Source organism: Thermonema sp. (assembly GCF_026003375.1).
Classification (GTDB): Bacteria; Bacteroidota; Bacteroidia; order Cytophagales; family Thermonemataceae; genus Thermonema; species Thermonema rossianum.
This window is the reverse complement of sequence record NZ_BPHD01000001.1, coordinates 188,413-212,442: the sequence shown is the minus strand read 5'-3', so window position 1 is coordinate 212,442 and position 24,030 is coordinate 188,413. Positions and strand designations below refer to the sequence as shown.

Here is a 24,030-nt window from a genome sequence, read left to right as displayed (position 1 = left end):
GGTCAATTAAAATGAAGCGTTGGCATCTACTTCTTCTTTAATCCAGTCATATCCGCGCTCTTCGAGTTCAAGCGCCAACTCTTTGGTGCCGGATTTTACGATACGGCCCTTGTAAAGCACATGCACGTAATCGGGCTCTATATAGTTGAGCAAGCGTTGGTAGTGGGTTACCACAATAAAGGCGTTGTCTTTCGAACGCAACTTATTTACGCCTTCTGCCACAATGCGCAGGGCGTCGATATCCAAGCCGGAATCGGTTTCGTCAAGGATGGCCAGCTTGGGTTCGAGCATAGCCATTTGCAATATTTCGTTGCGCTTCTTCTCGCCACCGGAAAAGCCTTCGTTGAGCGATCGGTTCACCAAACTGCTGTCCATTTCAACGAGCTTCATCTTTTCTTTGAGCAGCTTCAGGAACTGCACGGCATCCAGTGGGTCGAGTCCCCGGTACTGGCGCACGGCGTTCACAGCCGTTTTCAAGAAGTTGGCAGTAGTAACGCCGGGAATCTCTACCGGGTATTGAAACGCCAAAAACACACCTTCACCGGCTCTTTCTTCGGGCTCTAATTCCAGCAGGTTCTTTCCCATGAAGAGCACCTCGCCTTCAGTTACTTCATAGTCTTCACGCCCGGCCAATACATTGGCCAATGTACTTTTGCCTGAGCCGTTGGGTCCCATGATGGCATGCACTTCCCCCGGCTTCACTTCCAAGTTCAATCCTTTCAGGATTTCCTTTTCTTCTACGCGCGCTTTCAGGTTTTTTATAGATAACATAGAGTATTCGATATTTTAAAATATTGGTTTGCTTCAATTATGAAAAAAGTAAACGTTTCGTAAAGACGGCATCAACCTACGCTGCCTTCCAAAGAGATAGCCAATAGTTTTTGTGCTTCTACGGCAAACTCCATAGGCAACTGTTTCAGCACTTCTTTTGCATAGCCGTTGACAATCAAAGCCACGGCCGTTTCGGGGTCTATGCCCCGCTGTTGACAATAAAACAGCTGGTCTTCGCCTATCTTCGAAGTGGTTGCCTCGTGTTCTACTATGGCAGTGTTGTTTTTCACCTCGATATAAGGGAAGGTATGCGCACCGCACTTGTCGCCAATGAGCAAAGAATCGCATTGAGAGAAGTTGCGGGCATTTTCCGCACGACGGTGCACCTGCACCAATCCACGATATGAGTTCTGGCTCTTACCTGCCGAAATACCTTTCGAAACGATGCGGCTGCGGGTGTTCTTGCCAATATGAATCATCTTGGTACCGGTGTCTGCCTGTTGGTAGTTGTTGGTTACGGCCACCGAATAGAACTCACCAACCGAGTTATCCCCTTTCAGAATCACCGAAGGGTATTTCCAAGTGATGGCAGAGCCGGTTTCTACTTGTGTCCAAGATATTTTCGAGTTCTTACCGGCACAGATGCCGCGCTTGGTTACGAAGTTGTAAATACCGCCTTTGCCGTCTTTATCGCCCGGGTACCAGTTCTGCACCGTAGAGTATTTTATTTCGGCATTGTCCAGGGCAATCAGCTCCACCACGGCGGCATGCAGCTGATTTTCATCGCGCATGGGGGCAGTGCACCCTTCCAGGTAGCTCACATAAGCCCCTTCTTCGGCGATGATGAGTGTACGCTCAAACTGCCCTGTGTTTTGCGCATTGATGCGGAAATAGGTAGAGAGCTCCATGGGACAGCGCACACCCTTGGGGATATATACAAAAGAGCCATCGCTGAATACTGCCGAGTTCAAAGCTGCGAAGAAATTATCGGAAACAGGCACTACGCTGCCCAAATACTTGCGCACCAGTTCGGGGTATTCTTGAATGGCTTCGCTAATAGGACAAAAGATAATGCCCAGCTCGGCCAGCTTTTCGCGGAAGGTGGTAATCACCGACACACTGTCCATGACAGCGTCCACTGCCACACCGGTCAGGCGCTTTTGCTCTTCGAGCGATATACCCAGCTTTTCAAAGGTGCGGCGCAGTTCGGGGTCCACCTCGTCAAGGCTTTTGGGGCGCTTTTTCTGCTTCGGCGCCGCATAATAAATAAGCTCCTGGTAATTGATGGGGGGATATTGAATATTAGCCCAATGATGAGGTTCTTCCATTTTCTGCCACTGCCGGAAGGCATTCAGTCGCCACTCCAGCATCCAATCGGGTTCATTCTTCTTTTTCGAAATAAAACGAATGATATCTTCATTTAAGCCCTTGGGGGCTGTGTCTATCTCTATATTGGTGGTAAAACCATACTTATAATCCGAATTGATGTGCTGCTGCAGAATGTCGTCGGTTGAATGAGGCTTACTCATAGCTTATCTTCTTATTTAGACTAATTTCAATCACTGCAAAATTAACAAAAATTCTCTGATAATGTTTCTTCTACGTTGAAAAAATCTTACTTATCGGGCAATAGATGCGGTCTATTAAAACGCTCTTCGAGCGATATGAGCGTTTCGGTACGCTGCACTCCCGGCAGTTTCTGTAAGCGGTCATGCAGGAAGGTACGCAGGTGCGCCGTGTCGCGGCAAATGGCTTTTAAAAAGATGCTGTAAGCCCCGGTAGTATAGTGCACCTCTACCACCTCGGGCATGGCTTGCAGGGCATCGGCCACGGTTTCGTAATAAGTGCTTTTTTCCAAAAAGATGCCTATGAAGCAGGTGATGTCGAAGCCCAACAGATGCTCGGCAACCTGCAGGCGGCTGCCCAAAATAATGCCTGCCTGCTTCATTTTCTTGATGCGCAGGTGCACCGTACCCGGCGAAACAAATACCTTCTCGGCTATTTCTTGATACGACAGGTCTGCATTCTGCAACAGCAAGTTCAAAATGGCACGGTCGGTGTCGTCTATTGAATATTCTCCCATTTTGGCAACTGTTTTTTACACAAAATTAAAAAACAATCATTAAATCAAGCTAAAAATTGAATAAAATCTATTCTTTTGAAATTTTAAACAAAAAACTTTCAACAAAAACAAAGTTTGTTATATATTTGCAACAAGCAAAAGAACAAAAATTGTAGGGTGATGAAACAGGCAGCCATGCCCGCCGGTCTCGCGGGTGGGGATAAGGGAAAAAGTCGGCTGTCCGGTACTTTCGGGCAGTCTGTGCCGTGACAGCCGCACCTAACCGCCCCGTGGAGGTTCGAATCCTCCCCCTACAGCAAAAAAGCGCCCCGTACAGGGCGCTTTTCGTTTTTGTTTCTGTTCAAAAGCACTCAATCGATGGGCACATTCACCGCTTCAATGGCTTTGATTTCGGGCACTGCTTTGCGAATAGCTTCCTCTACCCCGGCTTTAAAAGTCATGGAAGACATAGGGCAAGAGCTACAAGCGCCCAGTAACTCCAGCTTTACCACCAGGTCATCGGTTACTTCCACTACCCGTATGTTGCCCCCGTCCGTTTCCAGGTATGGGCGAATGTTGTCGAGTGCAGCTTCTATGCGTTCAAGAATAGACATAGGTTTGTCCGGATAAGTCGGTTACAAAGATAACAGTATTTTGCATGGTGCTGTTCCTTATGAAGTGGCGGCTTCTGCTTGCGCATTACGCACTGCCAACTGCTGTGCCAAAGTAGAGGCAATTTCGGCAAAAGCCTTGCCTACGGGGTGCTCTTCTTCAATGGCAATGGGTGTGCCGGCATCGCCCCCTTCGCGTAAGGCTTGCACCAAAGGCACCTCGCCCAGGAAAGGTATATCGAAGCGCTCTGCCAGCATTTTCCCTCCGTCTTTTCCAAATATATAATACTTGTTTTCAGGAAGCTCGGCAGGTGTAAAATAAGCCATGTTTTCAATCAAACCTAAAATAGGCACTTGTATTTGCGGCTGACGAAACATGGCTATTGCTTTGATGGCATCGGCAAGGGCTACCTTTTGGGGGGTGGTTACCACTACTGCCCCACTGAGCGGGATAGCCTGCACCAAAGTCAGATGAATATCACTGGTGCCGGGAGGCAAATCAACCAGCAGGTAGTCGAGCTCGTCCCAATACACATCGCCAAAGAACTGAATCAGGGCTTTGCTTGCCATGGGACCCCGCCATACGATGGCGCTTTCTTCGGGTGCCAAAAATCCCATGGAAATCACCTTTACGCCATGCGCCTGCACAGGAATGATATATTGCTTACCGTCGATATCTTGCACGGGCGGGTGCTCGCCTTCCACGCCAAACATGGTGGGAATAGAAGGTCCGAAGATGTCGGCATCTACAATCCCCACGCGCGCGCCGGCTTTAGCCAAGGCTACTGCCAAGTTGGCCGTAACGGTAGATTTTCCTACCCCTCCTTTGCCGGAAGCAATGGCAATCACGTTTTTCACGCCCTGAATCAAAGGGGCTTTAGCAGAGGGCGCCACCTCGGCAGTCATATGAATATCTATGCTGATGTCGTCGCCCAAGTCACGGCGCAGAGCCGCTTCACAATCACTTTTTATTTTTTCTTTCAAAGGACACGCCGGCGTTGTCAGCACCACGGTAAAGCGCACTTGCTTGCCCTCTATCTCGATGTCCCGAATCATATTGAGCGACACCAAATCCCCCTTTAAGTCAGGCTCGGGCACCGTGCTCAATGCTTGCAACACTTTTTCTTTTGTAATCATGGCTTCGGTCGAATATTTAAGGTGTTTTGTGTATTTTATTTTAAGAGGGCGCAATTTACAACAAAAACAACGTATTAGTTGTTTTCGCCGTCTTTGTGCTGTTTGCCCTCGTATTTTTCATAAGCTTTGATAATGGACTTGACCAGTTTATGCCGCACCACGTCTTGGGTGGTCAGCTCTACAAAGCCGATGCCTTTCACGCCCCGCAGGGCTTGCATCGCTTCCACCAAGCCGGAGCGTTGTTTCGACGGCAGGTCTATTTGCGAATGGTCGCCGGTTACAATCACTTTTGAATTGGGTCCCATACGGGTCAAAAACATTTTCATCTGCATGGGGGTGGTGTTTTGCGCCTCGTCCAGCAACACAAAAGCATCGTGCAGGGTGCGCCCCCGCATATATGCCAGCGGGGCAATTTCGATGACCCGGTTTTCCTCGTAAAATTTAAACTTCTCGGCGGGTATCATGTCGTCCAAGGCGTCGTAAATAGGGCGCAGATAAGGGTCCACCTTGTCTTTGAGGTCGCCGGGCAGGAAACCCAAATGTTCACCGGCTTCTACTGCCGGACGGGTAATGATAATCTTTTTGACCAATTTGTTTTTCAAAGCACGCACTGCCAATGCCACCGATATGTAGGTTTTACCGGTACCGGCCGGTCCCAAGGCAAACACCAAGTCATTTTCAAAAGACGCTTTCACCAGTTGCATTTGATTCAGCGTGCGCGGCTTGATGGGGGCTCCCTGCACACCATACAACAAGATTTCGTCGCGGTACTCCTCAAGCTCTTGCAGGCTGCGCTCATGGGCGCTGTCTTCCTGCAGCAGAGTTTGCACCTTGTCAACAGTCAGATGCCCATAGCGGTGGTAGTGCTCCAGAAGAGCCTGTATGATAGCATTGATTTTGATGATTTCAGGCGGGCGCCCCTGAATACGGATTTCATTGCCCCTTGAAATGATGCGGCTGGCAGGAAAAGCCGCTGCAATTTCTTTGATATTGGCGTTGCCTACGCCCAAAAAGTCAACCAAGGATACGTTTTCCAAAATAATTACTTTCTCTATCAAGCGCTCTCCTATTTTAGGTTTTGGAAATAAAAATATGAGTACACAAGCAAATTTATTCTTTATTTTTGATTCCCGGGAAATGGTTTAATCAGAAAACACGAAAAAAAGCATGATTGTTCGTATTGTCCGCATGAGCTTCGACGAAGCGTATATCGACACTTTTTTACAACTCTTCGAAACCTACAAAGCACATATCCGCACCTTTGACGGCTGTTTACACCTGGAGTTGCTACAGCAAAAAGATGCACCTTCTGTTTTTTTCACTTATAGCCACTGGCGCGACGAAGCGGCCCTGGAAGCCTATCGCCAATCGGAACTCTTTCGTAAAGTATGGGGCGAAACAAAGAAATACTTTAATGAACGCCCTCAGGCATGGAGCTTGGAACAGCGCCACTGTTTGCCATAGTGCCATGGAAGGGTTGTAAAAGCAGCAAAAAAATGTGTTTTTATCGCTCTGAAAACAAAACACTTGTCTTTTTTTGCAAAAAAATTTTTCAAAAAAGTTTTGCAGTTTTCAAAAGGCTGCCTAAATTTGCAACACCAATTCACGGAAAACCCAAGAACAAAACACAAACCCGGGTGGCGGAATTGGTAGACGCGCCAGACTCAAAATCTGGTGGTGGCAACACCGTGCGGGTTCGAGTCCCGCCTCGGGTACACAAAACCGGTGCAGGAAACACCGGTTTTTTTGTTTTTTCCCCTTTTGGCCTTCTTCCCATTTCAAACCTCCCCCCTTTTGTCATTTCGAGCGCAAGCGAGAAATTTCTTTTACTTCTTGTGGCTTGGTGTGATTAGGTTTGAGATTTCTCACTCGCTTCGCTCGTTCGAAATGACAAGAAGCTGAAAATGCGGCTTGGTTAGATAAGAATAAAGCTTCTCACTTCACTTATGCTTCGTTTAAGGTGACAAACTACGCACTGCCGAGCCTTCCCTTTTACCATTTCGAGCACACCCTTTTGTCATTTCGAGCGCAAGCGAGAAATCTATTTTACGTTTTGTGGCGTAGTTTCTTGATGAGATTTCTCACCTCACTACGTTCGGTTCGAAATGACACTCTACGCTGCGCTTCGTTCGAGATGACAACGCCCGGCTTACCTCCCCTTGAGGCAAGCAATGCCGGGGCTTTTTTTATGAAAACAAACGGTCGGCAAGGGCATTGAATTCGTCGTCGTGCACGCTGCCGAACAAAAAGCCACACACCACCTTCGGATAGAAGTAAGTGGATTTCTGCGGCAAAGTATAGCCGCTGTAGCACACCTCTTTGACGGTTTCTATGCTGATTTCGCGGTTGATGAGCGCCAGTTGTGCCTCCCCGCCGCGCACTTTATCGACGCACTCGCCCAAGCTGCGGGTATATTGTATGTTTTCGCTCTTCGCTTGTTCTTTGCCGGGAATACCCAAGGCGTTTTCTATGACCAAAGCATGCAGGACGGTCAAGTCCAGGCGTTTGATGAGGGCAGGAAAATCCCAAGGCACCAGCTCTTCCACCTTGGCGGTGAGTTCGGGCTTCAGACGGATTTTCAAATAGCGTCCGGGCAATATCACTCCAAAAGCCCAAGGTTTGCCCGTAATGACCTCCTGCAGGGTGTAAGGGTCAGCTACGGGTTTTATGGTGAAATAAGGTTCAAGCGCCACACAAAAACTTTGCAAGTCAAAGTTTTTTAAACCTGAAATAAGTCGATGTGTGGGCAGAATGCGGATATCATCGGCTTCGGTATTGGTGAAATACATCAGGTGGTAGTTGTAGGGCTCATGCCCGCTGTGGTGCGGGTTTTGGCGCATACGCTCTTTTCTGTATGCCAGAGAAGCCGAATAGCGGTGATGTCCATCGGCTAAAATAACCTGTTTGTCGCGCATGAGATCGATAAAACAACGGATGGCTTCGGCGTCATGAATGACCGCCAGCTTGTCCACTACACCTTGGTAGTCTTCGGTTTCATAAAGGGGCGCCTGCATGGCTTCATCCATGAGGGGCTCGAGGCGGTGCGACGGGTCGGTATAGAGCCCGTGGGTGGGTGCCACATTGAGGCGGGTGTGCCGCAGCATTTCCAAGCGGTCTTCTACCGACTGCGGTATGGTGTTTTCATGACGCAACACCACCCTTTCGTCCCAGTCATAAGCTTTGATATTGGCAATGAAGCCTTTGCGGCAGAAGGTCTTGTCGATGCCGGGCAACGAAAAGTATTGATAATACACGTAGATGGCAGGCACCATGTCGTGCACCAAAATGCCCTCTTGTTTCCATGATTCCAGCCGGCGGGCTACGTTTTCATAAGGGGGCACATCGCGGGGCACCGACAAATGGATGCTGTTGTAAGGGTTTTCGTACAGCATGCGGCGGTGCTCTTCGGTAATGACATCAAACAGCGGCGAGGTGTATTCTTCTATTTGCTTGCTAAAACGGGGGTGATAGCGCCATGCACGCAAGGGTTTTATTTCTGCCATAAACAACAAGACTTCTGATTTCAAAAATTAAGGCAGGCAATTTAAAAAATACTATACATATGCTTGCAACACTTCATGCATAGCACGGGCTTTGAGCAGGCACTCTGCCCACTCTTGTGCCGGCGAGGCATCGTAAGTAATGGCACTTCCTACCTGAAACGACAAGCGCTGCAGGCGGGCATTGTAAAAGATGGTACGAATCAATACGTTCCAGTCGAAATCGCCTTGGGGGGTCATGTAGCCCAAAGCGCCGGAATACCAGCCTCTTTTTTGTGTTTCGTACTGCTCTATAAGCTCCATTGCCCTGATTTTGGGGGCGCCGGTCATGCTGCCCATGGGAAAGGTGGCAGTTAAGCAATCGAGGAAAGAAGCTTCGGGGGGGAGTTCCACGCCTATGGTCGATACCATCTGATGCAGGCGCCGGAAGGTATAAATGCCGAAGAGCTCTTCTACCTCTACCGTGCCCAGTATGCCTACCCGTGCCAGGTCGTTGCGCACCAGGTCCACAATCATCATATTTTCGGCACGTTCTTTTTCGCTCTGCAAGAGGCGGCAGCGCGCTTGTTCGTCTTCCTGCGGTGTGTTTCCTCTTGGTGCGGTTCCTTTAATGGGCTGCGAAATCAAACGGCTGCCTTGGCGCTTCATGTAACGCTCGGGCGAGGCAGAAAGCACATAGTAATCGCCCAAGCGGGCAAAAGCCGCAAAGGGCATGGGCGAACGTTGATTCAGTGTTTCAAACAGTTTGAAAGGTGCATGCAAGCGGGCATCCTCTGCACGAAACTCAATGCAATAGTTCATTTCATAAATCTCGCCATTGCGTATTTCTTCGCGAATGGCTTCTACTGTCCGTCCATAATCTTGGCGGCTCACCGTGCTGTATATCCTGCCCACTTTGGCGGGGGGCATGTCGCCGGCAGGCAAAGAATGCTGCCGGGCACTTTGGCTCCAAAATGCTTCCGGGTCGCCACTTAAACAATACACTTTGTCGCCCCGCCGCTCGAAAACCCATTGCGGGCGGAAAAGGCAGAGGTCCGGCAATGACAAGAAGTCTTCGTTGTGGCTATGCAGGCGCTCGAAGGCATTTTTTACATCATAGGCAACAACACCAAACCACCATGCCCCGGCCAAGCGGCTTTTCAAGTCATGCAGTTGCCCGGCAGAAACACGCTCTATCAATATGGTTTCTACCGCGCCCACTGCCAACAGTGCCCGGAAACGACCATGAGGATAAGCCGGTGTTTCTGTTTCATTGGGGAAAGTGCAGAGGCTATATCCAAAACCATGGGCTGCCTGAAGCAAGTCCTGCCAAGCGTAATTGCAAAGCAATGGTTCTATTGAGGCGTCTCTTATATTGCTCATTGCTCCAGAGTTACAAACGGATACGATTCCCCATAGTGAACCACCCCAAGCGGACCAATCCAGTAGAAACGCAAGAAATAGAGCGCTCCGGGCTGCAGCCCATCAAAAACCACCTGATTGACTATGGGCGTAGCGTTTGCACAGGCGGTCAGGACATTACTACCCATTTGAAATTCTTGCCTGTCAAGGGCGTTTTGCAGGGTCACTTCACGCCGGCTGCCCAACAGTACTCCGTAGCGCACCCCTACCAAATCAGTGACATAATTGGTACAGGAATCGCCAAAGAAAAGCACCATATCAAAGCTTAGCGAGGTGGCTGTCAAATTGACATTATTCACAAAGCCAAAAGAAAGCACATAGGCTTCGGGCTCGCCCAATAAAAGCTCGCCCGAAGATTTCACTGCATAGGCACGGGCAACCATGGCTTTTTCTTCGGCATCGATGAGCGCAGCCACAGGAAAGTTTTTACTAAATAGCGCAGGCTCAACAAAGCTTCCTTGTGCCAAGCGCAGAACTGTATCGGGCGTAACGGCTGCCGGGTCGTTGTCGATACTCAGCAGGAAACCATACTCTACGATGGTATCGCCGGGGCTGACATCTACCAAAGCGCCCCGCAAACTGATATCCCGCGGGTTGGCACGCAATACCCGCAAAGTAGCCACCTTGGTAACCCGGTCAAAAGATACTTCACAGGCAAACAAACAAACAAGTAAGAGCGCAAAAATGCACAGTGTAACAGCTTTTTTTATCATAAGCGGTTTTGCAGAATTATTTTCCGAAGGCATACAAAGATACACCGTAAGGCAAAATAACACCGAAGCAAGTGCTTTTTTTAGTACTTTTGTCGCCAACGAGCAAAACACAAAAGCATGGATTCACAAACACTCTCGTCCCGCATTGCGGAGGAATTGTTGCGTATAGGTGCCGTTAAGATACGTCCGCATGAGCCCTTCCGGTGGAGTTCCGGTTGGCTGTCGCCCATTTATTGCGACAACCGCCTGACCCTCTCCTACCCTTCTTTGCGCAGCGAAATAAAAGAAGGACTGGTCAAGCTTATTCGCGAACACTTTGCTCAAGCAGAAGGCATTGCCGGCGTGGCTACTGCCGGCATTCCGCAAGGTGCCTTGGTAGCCGACGCGCTGAATTTGCCTTTTTGTTATGTGCGCTCCAAACCCAAGGAGCATGGCATGGGCAACCAAATTGAGGGACGTTTTGATGAAGGGCAAGCCATCGTGGTAGTTGAAGACCTCATTTCAACGGGGGGCAGCAGTCTGCAAGCAGTAGAAGCCTTGCGTGCTGCCGGCGCACATGTGTTGGGGGTTGTGGCCGTGGTAACCTACGGCTTTGAACATGCCCGTGAAGCCTTCGAGCAGGCCAAGGTACCCTACTATACACTGACCGATTACCGGCATATCATTGAGGCATACGGGCGCCATCAAGGCATGGATGAGGCTACCCGTGAGCTGCTGAACCGTTGGCGCCTGACACCGGACCGTTGGCAACCATAGAAGGCTGCCCGGCCACCTGTTCTAACAGGTGCAATAACTTTTGCCGCCCCCGTGCATGCCATGCACGGGTTTCTTCTATCCGTGCTTGATGTCTGGGCAAATAATCCAGAAGGCGCCCCAAGTCAAAGCTATTTGCCCAAATACCGGCGCCGGCACGCAAGGCATCGTGGGCATTGCATTGCTGCTCATATTGCCCGCGGATAGGCACCATCAGCACAGGCTTGCCCAGCACCATGGCTTCGCATACCGACTCAAAGCCGGCCGTGGTAGCCAAGGCACGGCATGAAGCCATCATTTTCAAGAAAAGAGCGCCGTCGAGTTGGTGCAGCGTAAGGTTGGGTTGGGGCGTGTAAGTTTTGGGCTCCCCCTTCCGGTCCCAGAAGCAGTGCACTTTTATATGAGGGTGTGCCCGCTGCCATTCGATGATTTCTTTTCCATAACCGGCATTGTTCACATAAGCCAAAATAAAGTCGCCGCCGCTTACCTGCAGCTCATAAAGCTCGGAGCGAAGCAAAGGAGCCACCACCTTTATCTTCCGGGTATCGGCATAGGCGTCGTCGAAAGAAAGGGCCAGCTGAAGCGAGGCCCCACGGGCAGTCATGCGCGTATTGAGGGTAAGCCCCAGGCGGTCGAGTCCCCAGTGCGGATGGCGAAAGTCCGGGTGCTCGAGCAAGTATTGATGCCCTATGCAAACCATAGGAACGCCCAAAGAACGGCGTCCATGCGCTATGCCGGCCAACAAATCATAAAAATTCACAATCAGGTCGGGACGGTAGTGCTTCACCCATTGCCGTATTTGACGGGCGCTGTGCAAAAAGCGGCCTGCTTGCCACAGGTTATGCGAAAAAGTAGCCCCCCAGGCAATACCTTTGTTTTCTTTGTCTTTTACGAAGTTGGGGCTGTCGAACTGATGCAGAGGTTCCGACAAGGCTTCGGTAAAAAAGGCAGGCAAGGTGCGCCCTTCTACCCTGCCCACTAAGACTGCCACCACTGAGTGACCGGCTTTCAGTAGCAGGCTGCGCAGGGCTAAGGCTTGTGTCATATGCCCCCTGCCTTCGCCTTGCACAACAAATAAGAAACGCGCCATGGTGGTTAAAACTTGGAGTTGGCAGTCATTTTATCCAGCCAGGTGGCCACATAAAAAGAGTCTATTTCGTCCAAGTCGTCGAGCTCATCCACACTTTCCTGCATTACCTCTTTTGCCATGCTTTTCTCATCGGCAAAGCGGTAAATTTGCCAATGCCCTTGCTCGTCTTCGGTAAGTGCAGTAAGCGACTCCACCCAATCGCCGGAGTTCATGTAGAGTATGCCGTCTATGGTGCGAATGGCTGCCTGGTGAATATGCCCGCAAATCACGCCGTCGCATCCCCTGCTTTTTGCCAAAGCAGCCAGCTGCTCTTCAAAGTCAGATATGTAGTTGACCGCGGTTTTTACTTTGCTTTTTATTTTTTGAGAAAGGGAATAATAGGGCAATCCCTGCTTGGCGCGGTAGTGGTTGTATTTTTTGTTGAGCCATAGTAAAAAAGAGTAGCCTATATCGCCCAACTTGGCAAGCCAGCGCAGGTTGGAGGTGATGGTGTCGAACACGTCGCCATGGGTGACATAGAAGCGGCGCCCGTGGCTTTCATACACATATTCGCGCAAAATAGACAGGTTTCCAATATGCAGGGGCAGGATTTGATCCAAGAAGTCATCGTGGTTGCCACGCAGGTAAATGACCTTGGTTTTATGCTTTTCAATCATGCGCAGCACAGCCTTGAAAAAGCGCGTATGTCGTTTATGCCAGCGTCCGTAGCGTTTCAACTGCCAGCCATCGATGATGTCACCGTTTAAAATCAGTGTTTCGCAACTACACTGTTTCAGAAAGCGCACCAAAGCTTTTGACTTAGAGCCCGAAGCCCCCAGGTGCACGTCTGAAATCACGATGGTTTTAAAGTGTTGCTTGGCAGGCTTTCCCATAACGAAGAACTCATTTGTTCAAAAGCAAAAGTAAAGTTGTCGTATCATCCCATCGTGAGAAAGCCTTTAGCATTTTGTTAAAAATAAAGACTTGATTGTTAAGAAATAAAAAAGACAGCTCCGGAGAGCTGCCTTTTTGTTTGTTCAAACGGCTTCGTATTATTCCAATGTGTACATCTTCAAAACACTGCGGTTTTTCTGTTCAGACTCTTCTGTAGGGGGCAGCAGGACCAATAAGCCGCCGGTGTGCAGCAGTGACACCGGCTTATCTATTTCCGAAGGCAAGTCCACATCCATGAGTAGCTGCTTGTCAGACAGACGGTAATATGCCAAACGGTAAGTCAAAGGCGGCAAGTCTGTTTTGGGGAAGCCCGGATGCTCTTGTATAAATTGTTGCAGCCTGTCCTTAGTGTACGCTTTACGGTAAATAAGCGCCAATGTATCTTTCCCTAACAGCTGCACATGCACGAAGCGGCTTGTCAGGTAAGGGTCAGCATCATCATTTATAACAAATTCAGGATTCCCTGTCTTATAAGTCTGCACAAAGAAGGCATCGAGCGGTAGTTGTTCTACTGCCACCTTTTGTTTGCTTTGCAAATCAAATATCACCAATAAAGGCTCGCCTACCGGCACAACATACAGATAGCGGTCGTTTCCGTCGAACAAATGCAAGCCGGCATTCCGGTAGTAGAGCTTTCCGCCTTTAAGCAAACTGCCCTCTTCAGGAAACGTCCCCAACCAATGGGTCTGCGCTGTGGACAGGTCATAAGCCCATATGTAAGGGCTGCTTTGCTGATACAGCTGCGGGTCACTCCACTTGCCCTGTGGCGGGTCGATGGCTATTATTTGCTGCCCTACGGTACGTGGCAACAGAAGCGGCGCGAAAGTTTGCCGCTTGCGCTCTATGGGTATGGAAGTTACAAAATCGCCTTTCCGGTAGTCATAGAGCAAGAGTTCTGAAATATTAGACACTGCCACTAAGGTGTCATTAAAGAAACCAATGTTTTGAAAAAGGAATTGATAGGCACCGGGTCCGTTGCCTTGCTTTTTAAAAGCATAGGTTTTCCGTTTCTCCAAATCAAACACGACGATGCTTTGAGCCCGGGGGTTTCTAAACAAAAGAAAACGCCCTGCCCGTTGATCTTCGGGCAACAAGTTAGATTCCTCAATCACATAAGTAGCAGCTGAACGCCATTTTAGCGTTTGTGCATGCTTCTGTTCCTTGCCTGCCGGTGCACTGCAAGAAAGAAAAAAGAGGCATAAAAAGAGATGGCTTACCACAGGAAAAGTAAAATGCTTCAGCATGACTTTATAATTTAGGTTATAGTAGTATTTTTAACGGTAGAGCTTATAGGTCAACTAAATGAAAAAACGAGAGCAAGACACCATATTCTTGCTCTCAGAGTACATGAATTAAGCAATTAAAACCCAAGTACAGGTGGCTCCTTGCCACCGCCATCATCAGAGCAGGGCACCACACAGGTGCTGGAGCCCAGACCAATACAGTAAACTATGCCGGTGCCTTCTTCTTTAATCCCGGCAATATCACAAAGTTGAATTTGTGAGTTGAGAGGTTGGGTGGTAGGCGAAAGCACTAACAACAAAATAAATGCTCCTGTGAGCATAAAAAAGCTGCGAGTAAGACTTTTAACATTTTTCATATGTGTTGTGGTTTTGGTTTGCCTTGCTATTGTAGCAAAAAAAAAAAAAAATCCAAATTTTTCTTCTACTTTTTTGTCCATCCCTGCAGCAATCATCAAACAAAACCTGAAAAGGCAGCTCCGGAGCTGCCTTTTCAGGTTTTTTGGTGCTTTTTATTTTTCTTTATTATTCCATAACGGGAATGTTTTCAGGTTGCTGCGAGCGAATTTCCGTATTATACCCTTTCAGCAGGTATTCGGCACGACGGTTCAATTGATGCGATTTCTTGTCGCACGCCTCACAATCGGCAACCGGCTTACGCTCCCCTGCCGGAACGGTGAGAATACGTTCTGCGGGCACACCCGCCTTTACCAAGAACTGTTTTGCTGCCTGGGCACGCTTTTCCGATAACCAATCGTTGTACTTGTCTGAAGCGCGCTTGTCTGTGTGGGTTTCTATTTGCACTTGAAACTCCGGATATTTTTTCATCAAAGCGGCCAGTTCTTCGAGGCGCCGGGCTGCTTCGGGCGTGATATCCCAACGGTTATAGGGATAGTAGGTGTTGTATATGATCACCTTGGGACGTAGCGCCACCGTCCGGTCATAAGCTTGCATGCCGGGCTCCTTCGCTATTTCAATGGTTTGCTCATACCTTTCATAATTGGGTGCCCCGGCTTTCAGCACATACGTGCCCGGATACAAACGCAAGGTATCGCCTGCATGCAAGGGGGTTTCTTTGGCGGTATTTTGCTCAATATAAGACAGTTGAGCCTGCGCAATAGGCTCGCCACTCCATGCGTCTATGACCTGCGGATGCATGACCACCAACACGGGTTTGTCGGTCAGTGAATGTTGCCCGTCTTTAACACGGAAGTAGTAAATATCGTCTCTTCCGGCGCCATAGGGGCGATTGCGCGAGCTGAAATAACCGGTCTTTTGCGAAGGGCGGTAAATGAAGCCAAAGTCATCCTGGCTGGTGTTGATGGGATATCCTAAGTTTACCGGCTCTTTAAAGCCACCGTTTCCGTCAGGTTCGCACACAAAGATATCCAGTCCGCCCAAACCGCCGTGCCCCGTAGAGGCGAAGTACAGGCGTCCTTCATCGTCAACAAAGGGGAAAGACTCACGCCCGGGGGTATTGATCACAGCCCCTAAGTTTTCAGGCTTTGACCAGCTGTTGCCTTCTTTCCGGCAGCGGTAAATGTCGGAAGCCCCATGCCCCCGGCATATCTGATGAGAAATACAGAGTATTTCCATCCGGCGATAGAGCGGGATGTGCCACAGAATACTCATCGCTGTTATAAGCAAACTCGCGCAAGTTGCTAAAGTTTCCGTTGGCGTCCACATCGGCAATAAATATTTTCAGTTTATTGATGCCATCATGGCTTTGCTTATACTTGCCATCGAAGTAGTTGTTAGGGGTAAAATACACCGTTTTTTCATCGCGGGTAAAGACCAACGGACCTTCATGGAAAGGAGAGTTTAGTTCGGCATGTAAAGGACGCACTTTGCCATTTTCAAAGAAATACAAGTCAAGAAAGGCCGTTCCATCCCATTTGAACTGCTTGCCGGAGCCGGTCACCTGCATAACACGATTAGAGCAAAACACAATGCCTTGCTTAAAGAATGCCGGTGAAAACTCGTCATACTCGGTATTAAAGTCCGCTGCTTTCAGCTCATATTTAGAGGAGTCTGCAAAGAAATAAGGCAGATGCTCATAAGCTTCTATGTAGCGTTGAGCGGAAGGGTCCTCAGAAGCTTCATAGTAGCGCCTGTACCACTCTTTGGCTGCCTCATATTGCTCTAAGGCAGAGAACGCTTCGGCATAAGCCAGCATATCTTCGGGCTCTCCCTCATATTTTTCGAAAAGACGGGCATACCACGCCGCTGCTTCCTGTGGCATATGCTGTTGTTTATAGCAATAGGCTATGCGACGGATCACCTCTTCGGATTGATTGCCGCTTTCATAAATCTGCAAGTAATCCTCAAGAGCTTCTTTATAATGGAAACTCTCGAACTTTTTGCTGCTTTTTTCTCTTTTCTGCTTTGGGCAAAAAGGGTCTGTCCGAATAGTAGCAGAAATAACAGCCCTATGACACTCATATATTTCTTCATGGTCATGGTCGGTGTGATTTAGGTTTTTTTAAAAGAAGCGAGGCGAAATAATCTTGTCTTTCTTGGTAGAGAACTGATAACGTAGCATCAATTCATGCGAACCGGTATTGTAGCGCCCCAGGTTGGAAAGTGTGTAGCCATAGGCAGCAGCAACTCCAAGTCTCCATCATTATTGAAATCGCCAATATTGATGCGCCCCCGAAAACGGTGGCTGCCAACGTCAACGAGCCACTGTCTTCGTTGGTGCCGTTTCCCAAATCCACCAAATACACCTCATTACCCACGATTAATTCCAGTCCGTCTGCTTCAGGACCAAAAGTACCCCCACCGGGCTTGGGGTCCCCGTTTTTAAAGATATCGAAAGCCAAAGGATAGGCATCTGCATTGTTTCCTGAAAGTCCTTCATGCTTACCGCTGTTTTTGGCGGCATCGAATGCAACCCAACGCTTACCGGTCAAAGCGTCGAAAATGGCATTGCCCACATATACCTCCGGAATGCCATCTTGGTTGAATTCTGCCAGCTGGGGACGCATCACTTGCGGTTCTACTGAAAAGGTCGAGTGCCGTACTCAAAGCGATGAATTTTACTGTCTGTACCGGCTACAAAAACATCGCCAAAGCCGTTTTTGTCCACACCGCCCAACGCTACCTGTGTGAAAGGGTGTGTTTTAGGACCGGTAAAGGCAAGCTTCAGTGTGCCATCCCTTCCGTTAAAGACATATACCTTACCATTGGCAGGATTCTTAACAAGCAATTCAGCTATCCTGTCGCCGTCCATATCCATCACAAAGCCCCCGAGGGCTGATTCAGGACTGCGCTTTTCGCTTAAGGACACACCATCCGAAGACAAACGAACACTTTTAAGCGACGAACGAACGCCGCCCGGTCACTCATCGCCACTCTACCTTACGGTATGCTTTGGCTTCCTTCAGGCTATCGGGCACCAAGCTGCGCAGCAAGGCATGAATAGAAGCCAACAACTGCTCTTTGATAAACGAACGGTGAACGATGAGGCTTACTTCCCGCACGGCATCGACCCCTTGAATAGGGCGCACAGGCGCGCCGGCTTCGTGCAACACACTCAGATAAGGTACCAAAGTATATCCCAAGCCTTCTTTGACCATATTTTTCAACGTTTCTATGCTTCCGGCCGACAACTCAAAAACAGCCGGCCTTTCACGATGCGCTTGCCCGCACAAACGCAAGGCTTGCTCCCTAAAACAGTGCCCTTCCTGCAACAAGAGCAGTCTTTGTTCTGCCAGGTCATCTAAAGTTATTTCTTTTTTTGCCAACAACAAACTATTGGCCGGCAAATAGAGCAAAAAAGGTTCATAGAACACAGGCACTTCCCGCAAGTCTGCTTCATTGAGGGGCGTTACTGCCAGTGCCCAATCCAGCTCGCCACTGCGCAGCCCTTCTATGATGCGTCCCGTGGTCATTTCCTGTATTTCGAAGAAGGCTTCCGGATAGCGGCTGCTCCACTCTTTCAAAAAACGAGGCAACAGGTAAGGCGCCAAGGTAGGAATGACCCCCACTCTGTAGTAGCCTTCCAGGCGATTACGCTCTTCGGACACCCATGCCCGCAGTTGACTCAACTCGTTCCAAATACGCTTGGCTTTTTCTACCACAATACGCCCGTGTTCGGTGGGTTCTATGGGACGTTTGCTGCGGTCAAATATCTGAAAACCGATTTCTTCTTCCAGCTTTTTCAGTTGCATGGTCAGAGTAGGCTGTGTAACGCAGCAAGCTTCGGCTGCCTTGGCAAAGTGGCGGTGCTCATCTAAGGCTACCAAATAGTGAATTTGTTGCAAATTCATAGCAATAAAATAATTTTTATTTATAGCAACAAACAAAATATAAACAAAAAAAATATCAAAAGCAGCCCATTGCGGACTGCTTTTGATTAACAAGGCTGGGGTTCACTTACGGCTTTATTCCTTACACTGCTGCAGGTCTTTTTTTATTTGCGCCGGGGAGCGGTCGGGCAAGTCGTTGTCCCAAGCTGTCAGCACATAATTTACGATGTTGGCTATTTCCACCTCCGACAGTTGCGGATTTGCCGGCATGGGTTGGTTGAATGTTTTGCCATTTACCACCACTTCGCCCTGCATGCCATAGCGGATAATGCAAGCTATGCGGCCGGGATGCTTCTGTACAAAATCGGAGGCATTCAGTGGTGGAATCAATTGGCGTAGGCCCTCGCCTTGGTCGCCGTGACAGCTTGCGCAATACCGGGTATAAAGCGCCTTGCCTTTATGCTCTCCGCTGAACACATACAAATTCAGTAAAAATAAAGCAACGAAGAGCAAAGGAATCAAGCTCCACCACCATATTTCATTTTTCATCATGGACAGAGGCGTTTTCTTTCAGCAACAGTTCAATGTCTTCTATCAGTTTTTTTGTGTCTTCCGGGTCAGTGCCATTGTACACGCCACGAATATGGCGTTGCCCATCTACCAGAATCAAAGCGCCACTGTGTATGTAACCACCGGGCGCCGCCGGGTCCTCGCCGGCAGTAACCATATAATATTCTGCAATATCATAAATATCTTCGCGCTTGCCCGTGACAAAATGCCACTTAGGTGCCGACACCCCCAGTTTTTCGGCATAGGCTTTTAAAACAGGCACCGAATCGTATTTGGTATCGATGCTGTGTGAGAGCAAAAGCACGCGCTCGTCGTCTTGAAAGTGCTCATATACTTTCAGCATTTCTGCCGACATTTTCGGGCAAATGGTTGGGCAGGTGGTAAAAAAGAAGTCAGCCACATATACTTTGCCTGCAAAATCTTTGTCCGTGATGGTTTGCCCTTCCTGATTGACAAACCGGAAAGGGGGAATTTGATGGTAAACGGTATCTACACCGCTGCCGTCTTCTTTGGCTACCACCTTCTTTTCACCCAGATAAGGCAAGCGGCGCTCTTCTTGTTTGCATGCCACGCATGCCAGCAAAAGTCCGGCTACCCAAAATGTTTTTTTCAAGCTGTATTTCATGCTTTTATTCCGGTTTGGTTTGTTTCAAAGAGTCCAAAAAAGCTTTGCTCTGTTCGATAGCTTCTTCCATTTGCAGCCCTACGCTCTTGATTTTTTCTTTTTCCTGCTCAAAAAACCGAAGCAGCTCCTCCTCAGAGGCGCCTTCCGGCTTGCGGTATTCGCGCATCCAGCGCATCATGGCTTCTTCGGCTTCATCAAGCGAGCGAGCATATACAGCCACCCGGCTACTGTCCACCCCCAAAGAATCGCGGCTGTGCAGCAGTTGTTTATGAAGCCGGTGAATTTCGCCCATGCGCACCATAATGCTGTCATGTAATTGCTCTACTTCCTGCCGGGCCACGTCTGCCCGGCTTTGTGTCTTTTCTGCTTCCTGTTGCTCATTGTTTGTTCCACAGGCAAAGAAAGCAGCTGCCAAGAATACGAATGCAATTTTTTTAAAAAACATAATCTTCCGGTTTGTTAACAAGACAAAACTATGAAAAGTTACAAGCCCGGCCAATGATGGTACTCTATTTTACAGGGCAAGGCTCTAAAAAAACAAAGACCGGCAACCTTACGGCTGCCGGTCCTTCGCAGCTTTTCCACTACCAGGTAATTTCTATGTCTTTGGCCACCGGTGATTCATCCTTTGCTTCTTCCAAACGACGTATTTTTATATTCAGAAAACCAAACAACATGGTCATCAGAGGGCTTAAAATACAGAAGAAAGCAAAAGGCGCATAGGTAAACGTGGCTACGCCCAGCACCGACGATTGTGTGGCCCCGCAAGTGTTCCAGGGTACCAGTACCGAAGTAACCGTGCCCGAGTCTTCCAAGGTGCGGCTCAGGTTTTCGGGTGCCAGGCCGCGCTTCCGGTAAGTGTCGGCAAACATACGCCCCGGCACAACTATAGACAAGTATTGGTCAGAGGCCGTAATGTTGAAAAAGATACAAGTGCCGGCCGTAGAGGCAATAAGCGCCCCGGTAGAATGCGCCAAACGTACAATACGCCGGGTGATGGACTCAAGCATACGGCTCGACTCCATGATTCCCCCAAATACCATAGCCGATAATATCAGCCAAATGGTGGGCAACATGCCGGCCATCCCTTTTGTGCTCAGCAGCTCTGTTACCACGGGCTCGGGTGTTTCTATTTGCATGCTTGTATAAATAGACTTCATCAGTACTTCATAATAGACTTTCCAAGAGTTGACGTCGCCCCCCAATTCCACTATCAATTGAGGTTGTGCCAACAGCGCCGCCAGTGCGCCCAATAAAGTACCCGCCAGCAGGGAAGGCAAAGCCGGTACCCCCCTTCACTATCATGAAAATAACAATCAGGGGCACCACCAGCAGGCTCCAGTGAATCCAAAACTTTGTTTCTATTGCTTGCAGAATATGGCTTACATCGACTGCTTGGTCTGCCACTTCCAGGTTGAAGCCCCAAATCAAAAAGATAATGAGTGTGATTGTGATGGAAGGAATGGTGGTGTAGGTCATGTAGCGAATGTGCGTAAACAAGTCGGTGCCGGCCACCGCCGGTGCCAGGTTGGTAGTGTCGGAAAGAGGCGACATCTTATCGCCAAAGTAAGCCCCGGAAATGATAGCCCCGGCAATAACGCCTTCTTCCAAGCCCAAGGCTTTGCCTATACCCAACAGGGCAATACCCACCGTGGCAATGGTGGACCAGGAGCTGCCGGTAGCCAGCGAAACCACTGCGCTGATAACACAAGCGGCAAATAAGAATATGGTCGGATTCAGGATTTTCAAGCCGTAATAAATCATGGTAGGCACCACCCCGCTAATCATCCAAGTGCCGGACAAGGAGCCAATGAGCAGCAGTATAAGGATAGCCCCCATCGAAGAGTCGATGCTTTTCAGGATGCCGGCCCGCATGACTTTCCACGACACCCCTTGTGTGCCGGCGAGCAAAGCAGCCACTGCCCCGGACAATATCAAAACAATTTGATTGGAACCGCTCAAACCATCATCACCAAAAATACTGATATTAACGCTCAGCAAGCCTATTAAAAAAAGGATGGGAAGCAAGGCGATGCTCAAAGGGGGAACAGGTGTAGGGTTTTGTTCATTCATCATTGGCATTTGATTTTGAAAAGCACATTTTTTAAGTAAAAATATTTGCAAAGGTAAAAATTTAGTCTGTAAAGTACTATCAAAGCTGAATAAACAACTGCGAGAGGGCGCGCTCATAAGGCCGTCCGGTATGCACATGAGCTATGCGGGCAGGTCCCCGCTTCACCAGGGCATCCAAGTGGCGGCAGCGCTGTTCAAAAAAGCGGCGGTATGCCTCCCGCTCCTGCTTTTTGTTGAAATACAAATATTGCCGGACGGGCGCTTCCAAGGCTTTGGCCGGTGCCACACCCACCGGGGGCAAGCTGTAGTGGCTCTCATCGAACAAGTGCACCAAATACAGTTCATGAAAGGAAAGCAAGGCACCCAAGTCGCGAAATTGCCGCAACGGATGAATAAAATCCGAAACAACAATAACAACCGAATGGCGGCGCAGGCGCCGGCAAGCCTGTTGCCAAGAGAAATAAGCATCCTCCTGTGCAGGGGCATAGCCCCACAACCTTTCGAGTGCAGCCATCAAGGCATGGTGCTTACGCAGCGCCGGGAAAACAGCCGGTGCGGTCGTCTGTGCCCCCAGCAAGGTAACCTCACAGCGCTCGCGCAGGCTCAGCCACATCAAGACAGCCGCAATCTCACGGGCTGTCTGCCACTTCTGCATTGACGGATAAGCCATGGAGGCGCTCATGTCCAAAAGGATATACACACTCAGCTCGCGCTCTTCCTTGTATTCCTTCAAAAACACCCCGTGCCCTTTGGCCGATGCCATCCAGTCTATATAACGCACATCGTCGCCATACTGATATTCGCGCAGGGCAGTAAACTCCAAGCCGCTGCCTTTAAAAAAAGACCGGTAGTTCCCTTTCAGCTCATTGAACACATTACGCCGGATGGATAACTCTATTTTTTTTATTTTCGCAACTATATGGTGAAGGTGCTCCTGCATCGTCTGCTTTTATTCAATTTTCAACAGATTTATCTTGTGCAAGATGCATAAAATCAAGCTTTTTTTTATATTGCAAGTTGGGATAATCGCCTTATCGGGCTGCAACACCCCCAAACAGTCTCAACAAAAAGCTTTTGAAGCTTTAGATGACACAAGCATGATACGTCTGCTCATAGACCTGCATACGCTCGATGCCACTGTGCCTTACCTGTTTTCGCGCCCCAACAACGACACCGCCAAAGCAGTTTTCAAGGCCTTGCGGGAAGAATTATTTGCCAAATATCACACCGACTCTGCTCATTTCTATCAAACCTATTACTACTATCTTGAACATGACATCAGCCATATCAATCAAATTTACAGTGCTGTCGTCGATTCTTTAAACCTGCGTGCCAACACCAAGCAATTTGATTTGTGGCAAATAGAAAAAGAAATTACACCCCAACAAAACACCTCTTCTGCTACCAAAGAACGCGAACCATCTGATAGTTTGTTGAGAAAGAAATTAGAAAAGATCAAAAAAAAGGCAATATCTATTCCTAAAGAAACCACTACCCGGTAGGGGCAGTATAACCACAATAATATCAAGCGTACATACACAAACTACACATACTTGAATTATGAAAAAGCTCAGTTGTATCATCGTAGACGACAATCCCGTAATGACTACCATACTGCGGGGATTTGCGGAAAAATCCGGTATAGTGGAATGTAAACAAGTTTTTAACAATCCACAAGAAGCCTACAGTTTCCTCAATGAGGAGGAGGTAGATATCATGTTTTTAGACATAGAAATGCCCCAGCTTTCAGGCATCGAGCTGCTCAAATCGCTCAAAAACCCACCGGCTACCATATTGGTAACAGCCAATCCCAACTTTGCCGTGGAAGCTTTTGAGCTGGATGCCGTCGATTACATTGTAAAACCCCCGGAGTTCCACCGCTTTTTGAAAGCACTCAACAAAGCACAGTCTTTTTTGAAAGGCATGCATGGCCACAAACCCAACGGGCAAAGCCAAGAGGAAGCGGCAGGCAATCAAGAGATTTTCGTAAAAATAGACCAGAAGTTAGTCAAAGTACGCCTAAACGACATCATGTACATAGAAGCCATGGCCGACTATGTGGTGATTCATACCACTACGGGACGGCAATTGGTGGTTTACTCCAGCATGAAAAATTTTGAAGCAGAGCTGGAAAAGCATGCCCCCGGCCGTTTTCGTCGCATCCATCGCTCCTACATTATAGACCGGGAAAAGGTAGAAGCCATAGAAGACAACAGTGTTGTCATCGGGAAGAAATACATTCCCATAGGGAAAACCTATCGTGAAGAGTTTCTCAACCAGCTCAACAAGCTATAAAAGCC

General features: G+C 48.7%; 26 protein-coding genes, 1 tRNA gene and 1 pseudogene. 5 read left to right on the top strand and 23 right to left on the bottom strand.

The window, feature by feature from the left end; genetic code table 11:
- Window positions 1-6: 6 nt before the first annotated feature.
- The 6 genes from sufC to QVE43_RS00945 all read right to left on the bottom strand — a co-directional run bounded on the left by sufC (window position 7) and on the right by QVE43_RS00945 (window position 5,639).
- Entirely contained in the window at window positions 7-771 is a 765-nt protein-coding gene (gene sufC / locus QVE43_RS00970) for a Fe-S cluster assembly ATPase SufC (RefSeq protein ID WP_038032566.1), read from the bottom strand.
- 71 nt (window positions 772-842) lie between these two features.
- Window positions 843-2,300, bottom strand: a complete 1,458-nt coding sequence (sufB, locus tag QVE43_RS00965) for a Fe-S cluster assembly protein SufB (RefSeq protein WP_288003872.1) — start codon at window positions 2,298-2,300, stop codon at window positions 843-845.
- A gap of 86 nt (window positions 2,301-2,386) precedes the next feature.
- Entirely contained in the window at window positions 2,387-2,854 is a 468-nt protein-coding gene (locus QVE43_RS00960; protein WP_038032563.1) for an Lrp/AsnC ligand binding domain-containing protein, read from the bottom strand.
- Between the two features lie 350 nt (window positions 2,855-3,204).
- On the bottom strand, window positions 3,205-3,447 hold the full coding sequence (locus QVE43_RS00955; RefSeq protein ID WP_038032560.1) for a NifU family protein: 243 nt from the start codon (window positions 3,445-3,447) through the stop codon (window positions 3,205-3,207).
- 57 nt (window positions 3,448-3,504) lie between these two features.
- Entirely contained in the window at window positions 3,505-4,581 is a 1,077-nt protein-coding gene (locus tag QVE43_RS00950; RefSeq protein ID WP_288003871.1) for an Mrp/NBP35 family ATP-binding protein, read from the bottom strand.
- A gap of 74 nt (window positions 4,582-4,655) precedes the next feature.
- Window positions 4,656-5,639, bottom strand: coding sequence for a PhoH family protein (locus QVE43_RS00945; protein WP_038032556.1), 984 nt, complete (start codon window positions 5,637-5,639; stop codon window positions 4,656-4,658).
- Between the two features lie 109 nt (window positions 5,640-5,748).
- Between QVE43_RS00945 and QVE43_RS00940 the strand changes: the two genes are divergently transcribed.
- Window positions 5,749-6,045, top strand: a complete 297-nt coding sequence (locus QVE43_RS00940) for a putative quinol monooxygenase (RefSeq protein WP_288003870.1) — start codon at window positions 5,749-5,751, stop codon at window positions 6,043-6,045.
- Between the two features lie 167 nt (window positions 6,046-6,212).
- Window positions 6,213-6,296 (top strand) — tRNA-Leu (locus QVE43_RS00935).
- A 471-nt stretch (window positions 6,297-6,767) separates the two neighbouring features.
- Here the strand turns inward: QVE43_RS00935 and QVE43_RS00930 are convergent.
- From QVE43_RS00930 to QVE43_RS00920, 3 genes are read right to left on the bottom strand one after another with little or no spacing between them, the layout of a single operon-like run.
- A complete protein-coding gene (locus QVE43_RS00930) occupies window positions 6,768-8,084 on the bottom strand; it encodes a DUF1015 domain-containing protein (protein WP_288003869.1) in 1,317 nt (438 codons plus the stop codon).
- 51 nt (window positions 8,085-8,135) lie between these two features.
- Window positions 8,136-9,443, bottom strand: coding sequence for an anthranilate synthase component I family protein (locus QVE43_RS00925; protein WP_288003867.1), 1,308 nt, complete (start codon window positions 9,441-9,443; stop codon window positions 8,136-8,138).
- A complete protein-coding gene (locus tag QVE43_RS00920; protein ID WP_288003866.1) occupies window positions 9,440-10,195 on the bottom strand; it encodes a hypothetical protein in 756 nt (251 codons plus the stop codon). The genes QVE43_RS00925 and QVE43_RS00920 overlap by 4 nt, the downstream gene beginning before the upstream one ends.
- 117 nt (window positions 10,196-10,312) lie before the next feature.
- On the opposite strand from QVE43_RS00920, the gene pyrE reads away from it, so the two are divergent.
- The gene (pyrE, locus tag QVE43_RS00915; protein WP_288003864.1) at window positions 10,313-10,951 is read left to right on the top strand and encodes an orotate phosphoribosyltransferase; all 639 of its coding nucleotides are present in this window, start codon (window positions 10,313-10,315) and stop codon (window positions 10,949-10,951) included.
- On the opposite strand, the gene QVE43_RS00910 is transcribed toward pyrE, so the two are convergent.
- From QVE43_RS00910 to QVE43_RS00845, 14 genes and pseudogenes are all read right to left on the bottom strand, one after another.
- Entirely contained in the window at window positions 10,896-12,038 is a 1,143-nt protein-coding gene (locus QVE43_RS00910) for a glycosyltransferase family protein (protein WP_288003862.1), read from the bottom strand. The genes pyrE and QVE43_RS00910 overlap by 56 nt on opposite strands.
- 5 nt (window positions 12,039-12,043) lie before the next feature.
- Window positions 12,044-12,910 carry a UDP-2,3-diacylglucosamine diphosphatase gene (locus QVE43_RS00905; protein WP_288003860.1) on the bottom strand — a complete coding sequence of 289 codons (867 nt, stop codon included), beginning with the start codon at window positions 12,908-12,910 and terminating at the stop codon, window positions 12,044-12,046.
- 159 nt (window positions 12,911-13,069) lie between these two features.
- Window positions 13,070-14,215 carry a hypothetical protein gene (locus QVE43_RS00900; RefSeq protein WP_288003858.1) on the bottom strand — a complete coding sequence of 382 codons (1,146 nt, stop codon included), beginning with the start codon at window positions 14,213-14,215 and terminating at the stop codon, window positions 13,070-13,072.
- A gap of 116 nt (window positions 14,216-14,331) precedes the next feature.
- Window positions 14,332-14,571: a hypothetical protein gene (locus tag QVE43_RS00895; protein WP_288003857.1), complete on the bottom strand. Its 240-nt coding sequence runs from the start codon at window positions 14,569-14,571 to the stop codon at window positions 14,332-14,334.
- Between the two features lie 166 nt (window positions 14,572-14,737).
- Window positions 14,738-15,166: an OmpA family protein gene (locus tag QVE43_RS00890; protein ID WP_288004798.1), complete on the bottom strand. Its 429-nt coding sequence runs from the start codon at window positions 15,164-15,166 to the stop codon at window positions 14,738-14,740.
- Between the two features lie 544 nt (window positions 15,167-15,710).
- On the bottom strand, window positions 15,711-16,454 hold the full coding sequence (locus QVE43_RS00885; protein ID WP_288003855.1) for a hypothetical protein: 744 nt from the start codon (window positions 16,452-16,454) through the stop codon (window positions 15,711-15,713).
- Between the two features lie 304 nt (window positions 16,455-16,758).
- Window positions 16,759-17,202 carry a hypothetical protein gene (locus QVE43_RS00880; RefSeq protein WP_288003853.1) on the bottom strand — a complete coding sequence of 148 codons (444 nt, stop codon included), beginning with the start codon at window positions 17,200-17,202 and terminating at the stop codon, window positions 16,759-16,761.
- 8 nt (window positions 17,203-17,210) lie between these two features.
- Window positions 17,211-17,516, bottom strand: coding sequence for a hypothetical protein (locus QVE43_RS00875; RefSeq protein ID WP_288003851.1), 306 nt, complete (start codon window positions 17,514-17,516; stop codon window positions 17,211-17,213).
- A 40-nt stretch (window positions 17,517-17,556) separates the two neighbouring features.
- Window positions 17,557-18,483 carry a hydrogen peroxide-inducible genes activator gene (locus QVE43_RS00870; protein ID WP_288003850.1) on the bottom strand — a complete coding sequence of 309 codons (927 nt, stop codon included), beginning with the start codon at window positions 18,481-18,483 and terminating at the stop codon, window positions 17,557-17,559.
- Window positions 18,484-18,597: 114 nt separating this feature from the next.
- Window positions 18,598-19,014: a cytochrome c gene (locus QVE43_RS00865; protein WP_288003848.1), complete on the bottom strand. Its 417-nt coding sequence runs from the start codon at window positions 19,012-19,014 to the stop codon at window positions 18,598-18,600.
- Window positions 19,001-19,657 (bottom strand): SCO family protein, encoded by a 657-nt coding sequence (locus tag QVE43_RS00860; protein ID WP_038032327.1) that lies wholly within the window; start codon window positions 19,655-19,657, stop codon window positions 19,001-19,003. Before QVE43_RS00860 ends, QVE43_RS00865 begins: the two co-directional genes overlap by 14 nt.
- A 4-nt stretch (window positions 19,658-19,661) precedes the next feature.
- Complete coding sequence (locus tag QVE43_RS00855) at window positions 19,662-20,102, bottom strand: hypothetical protein (protein WP_288003845.1); 441 nt, start codon at window positions 20,100-20,102, stop codon at window positions 19,662-19,664.
- A gap of 139 nt (window positions 20,103-20,241) precedes the next feature.
- Window positions 20,242-21,730, bottom strand: a pseudogene (nhaC, locus tag QVE43_RS00850) (Na+/H+ antiporter NhaC).
- 79 nt (window positions 21,731-21,809) lie between these two features.
- Window positions 21,810-22,670, bottom strand: a complete 861-nt coding sequence (locus QVE43_RS00845) for a DUF58 domain-containing protein (RefSeq protein ID WP_288003844.1) — start codon at window positions 22,668-22,670, stop codon at window positions 21,810-21,812.
- 43 nt (window positions 22,671-22,713) lie between these two features.
- Between QVE43_RS00845 and QVE43_RS00840 the strand changes: the two genes are divergently transcribed.
- The gene (locus tag QVE43_RS00840) at window positions 22,714-23,232 is read left to right on the top strand and encodes a DUF4296 domain-containing protein (RefSeq protein WP_288003842.1); all 519 of its coding nucleotides are present in this window, start codon (window positions 22,714-22,716) and stop codon (window positions 23,230-23,232) included.
- 58 nt (window positions 23,233-23,290) lie between these two features.
- Complete coding sequence (locus tag QVE43_RS00835) at window positions 23,291-24,025, top strand: LytTR family DNA-binding domain-containing protein (RefSeq protein WP_288003840.1); 735 nt, start codon at window positions 23,291-23,293, stop codon at window positions 24,023-24,025.
- Window positions 24,026-24,030 lie beyond the last annotated feature (5 nt).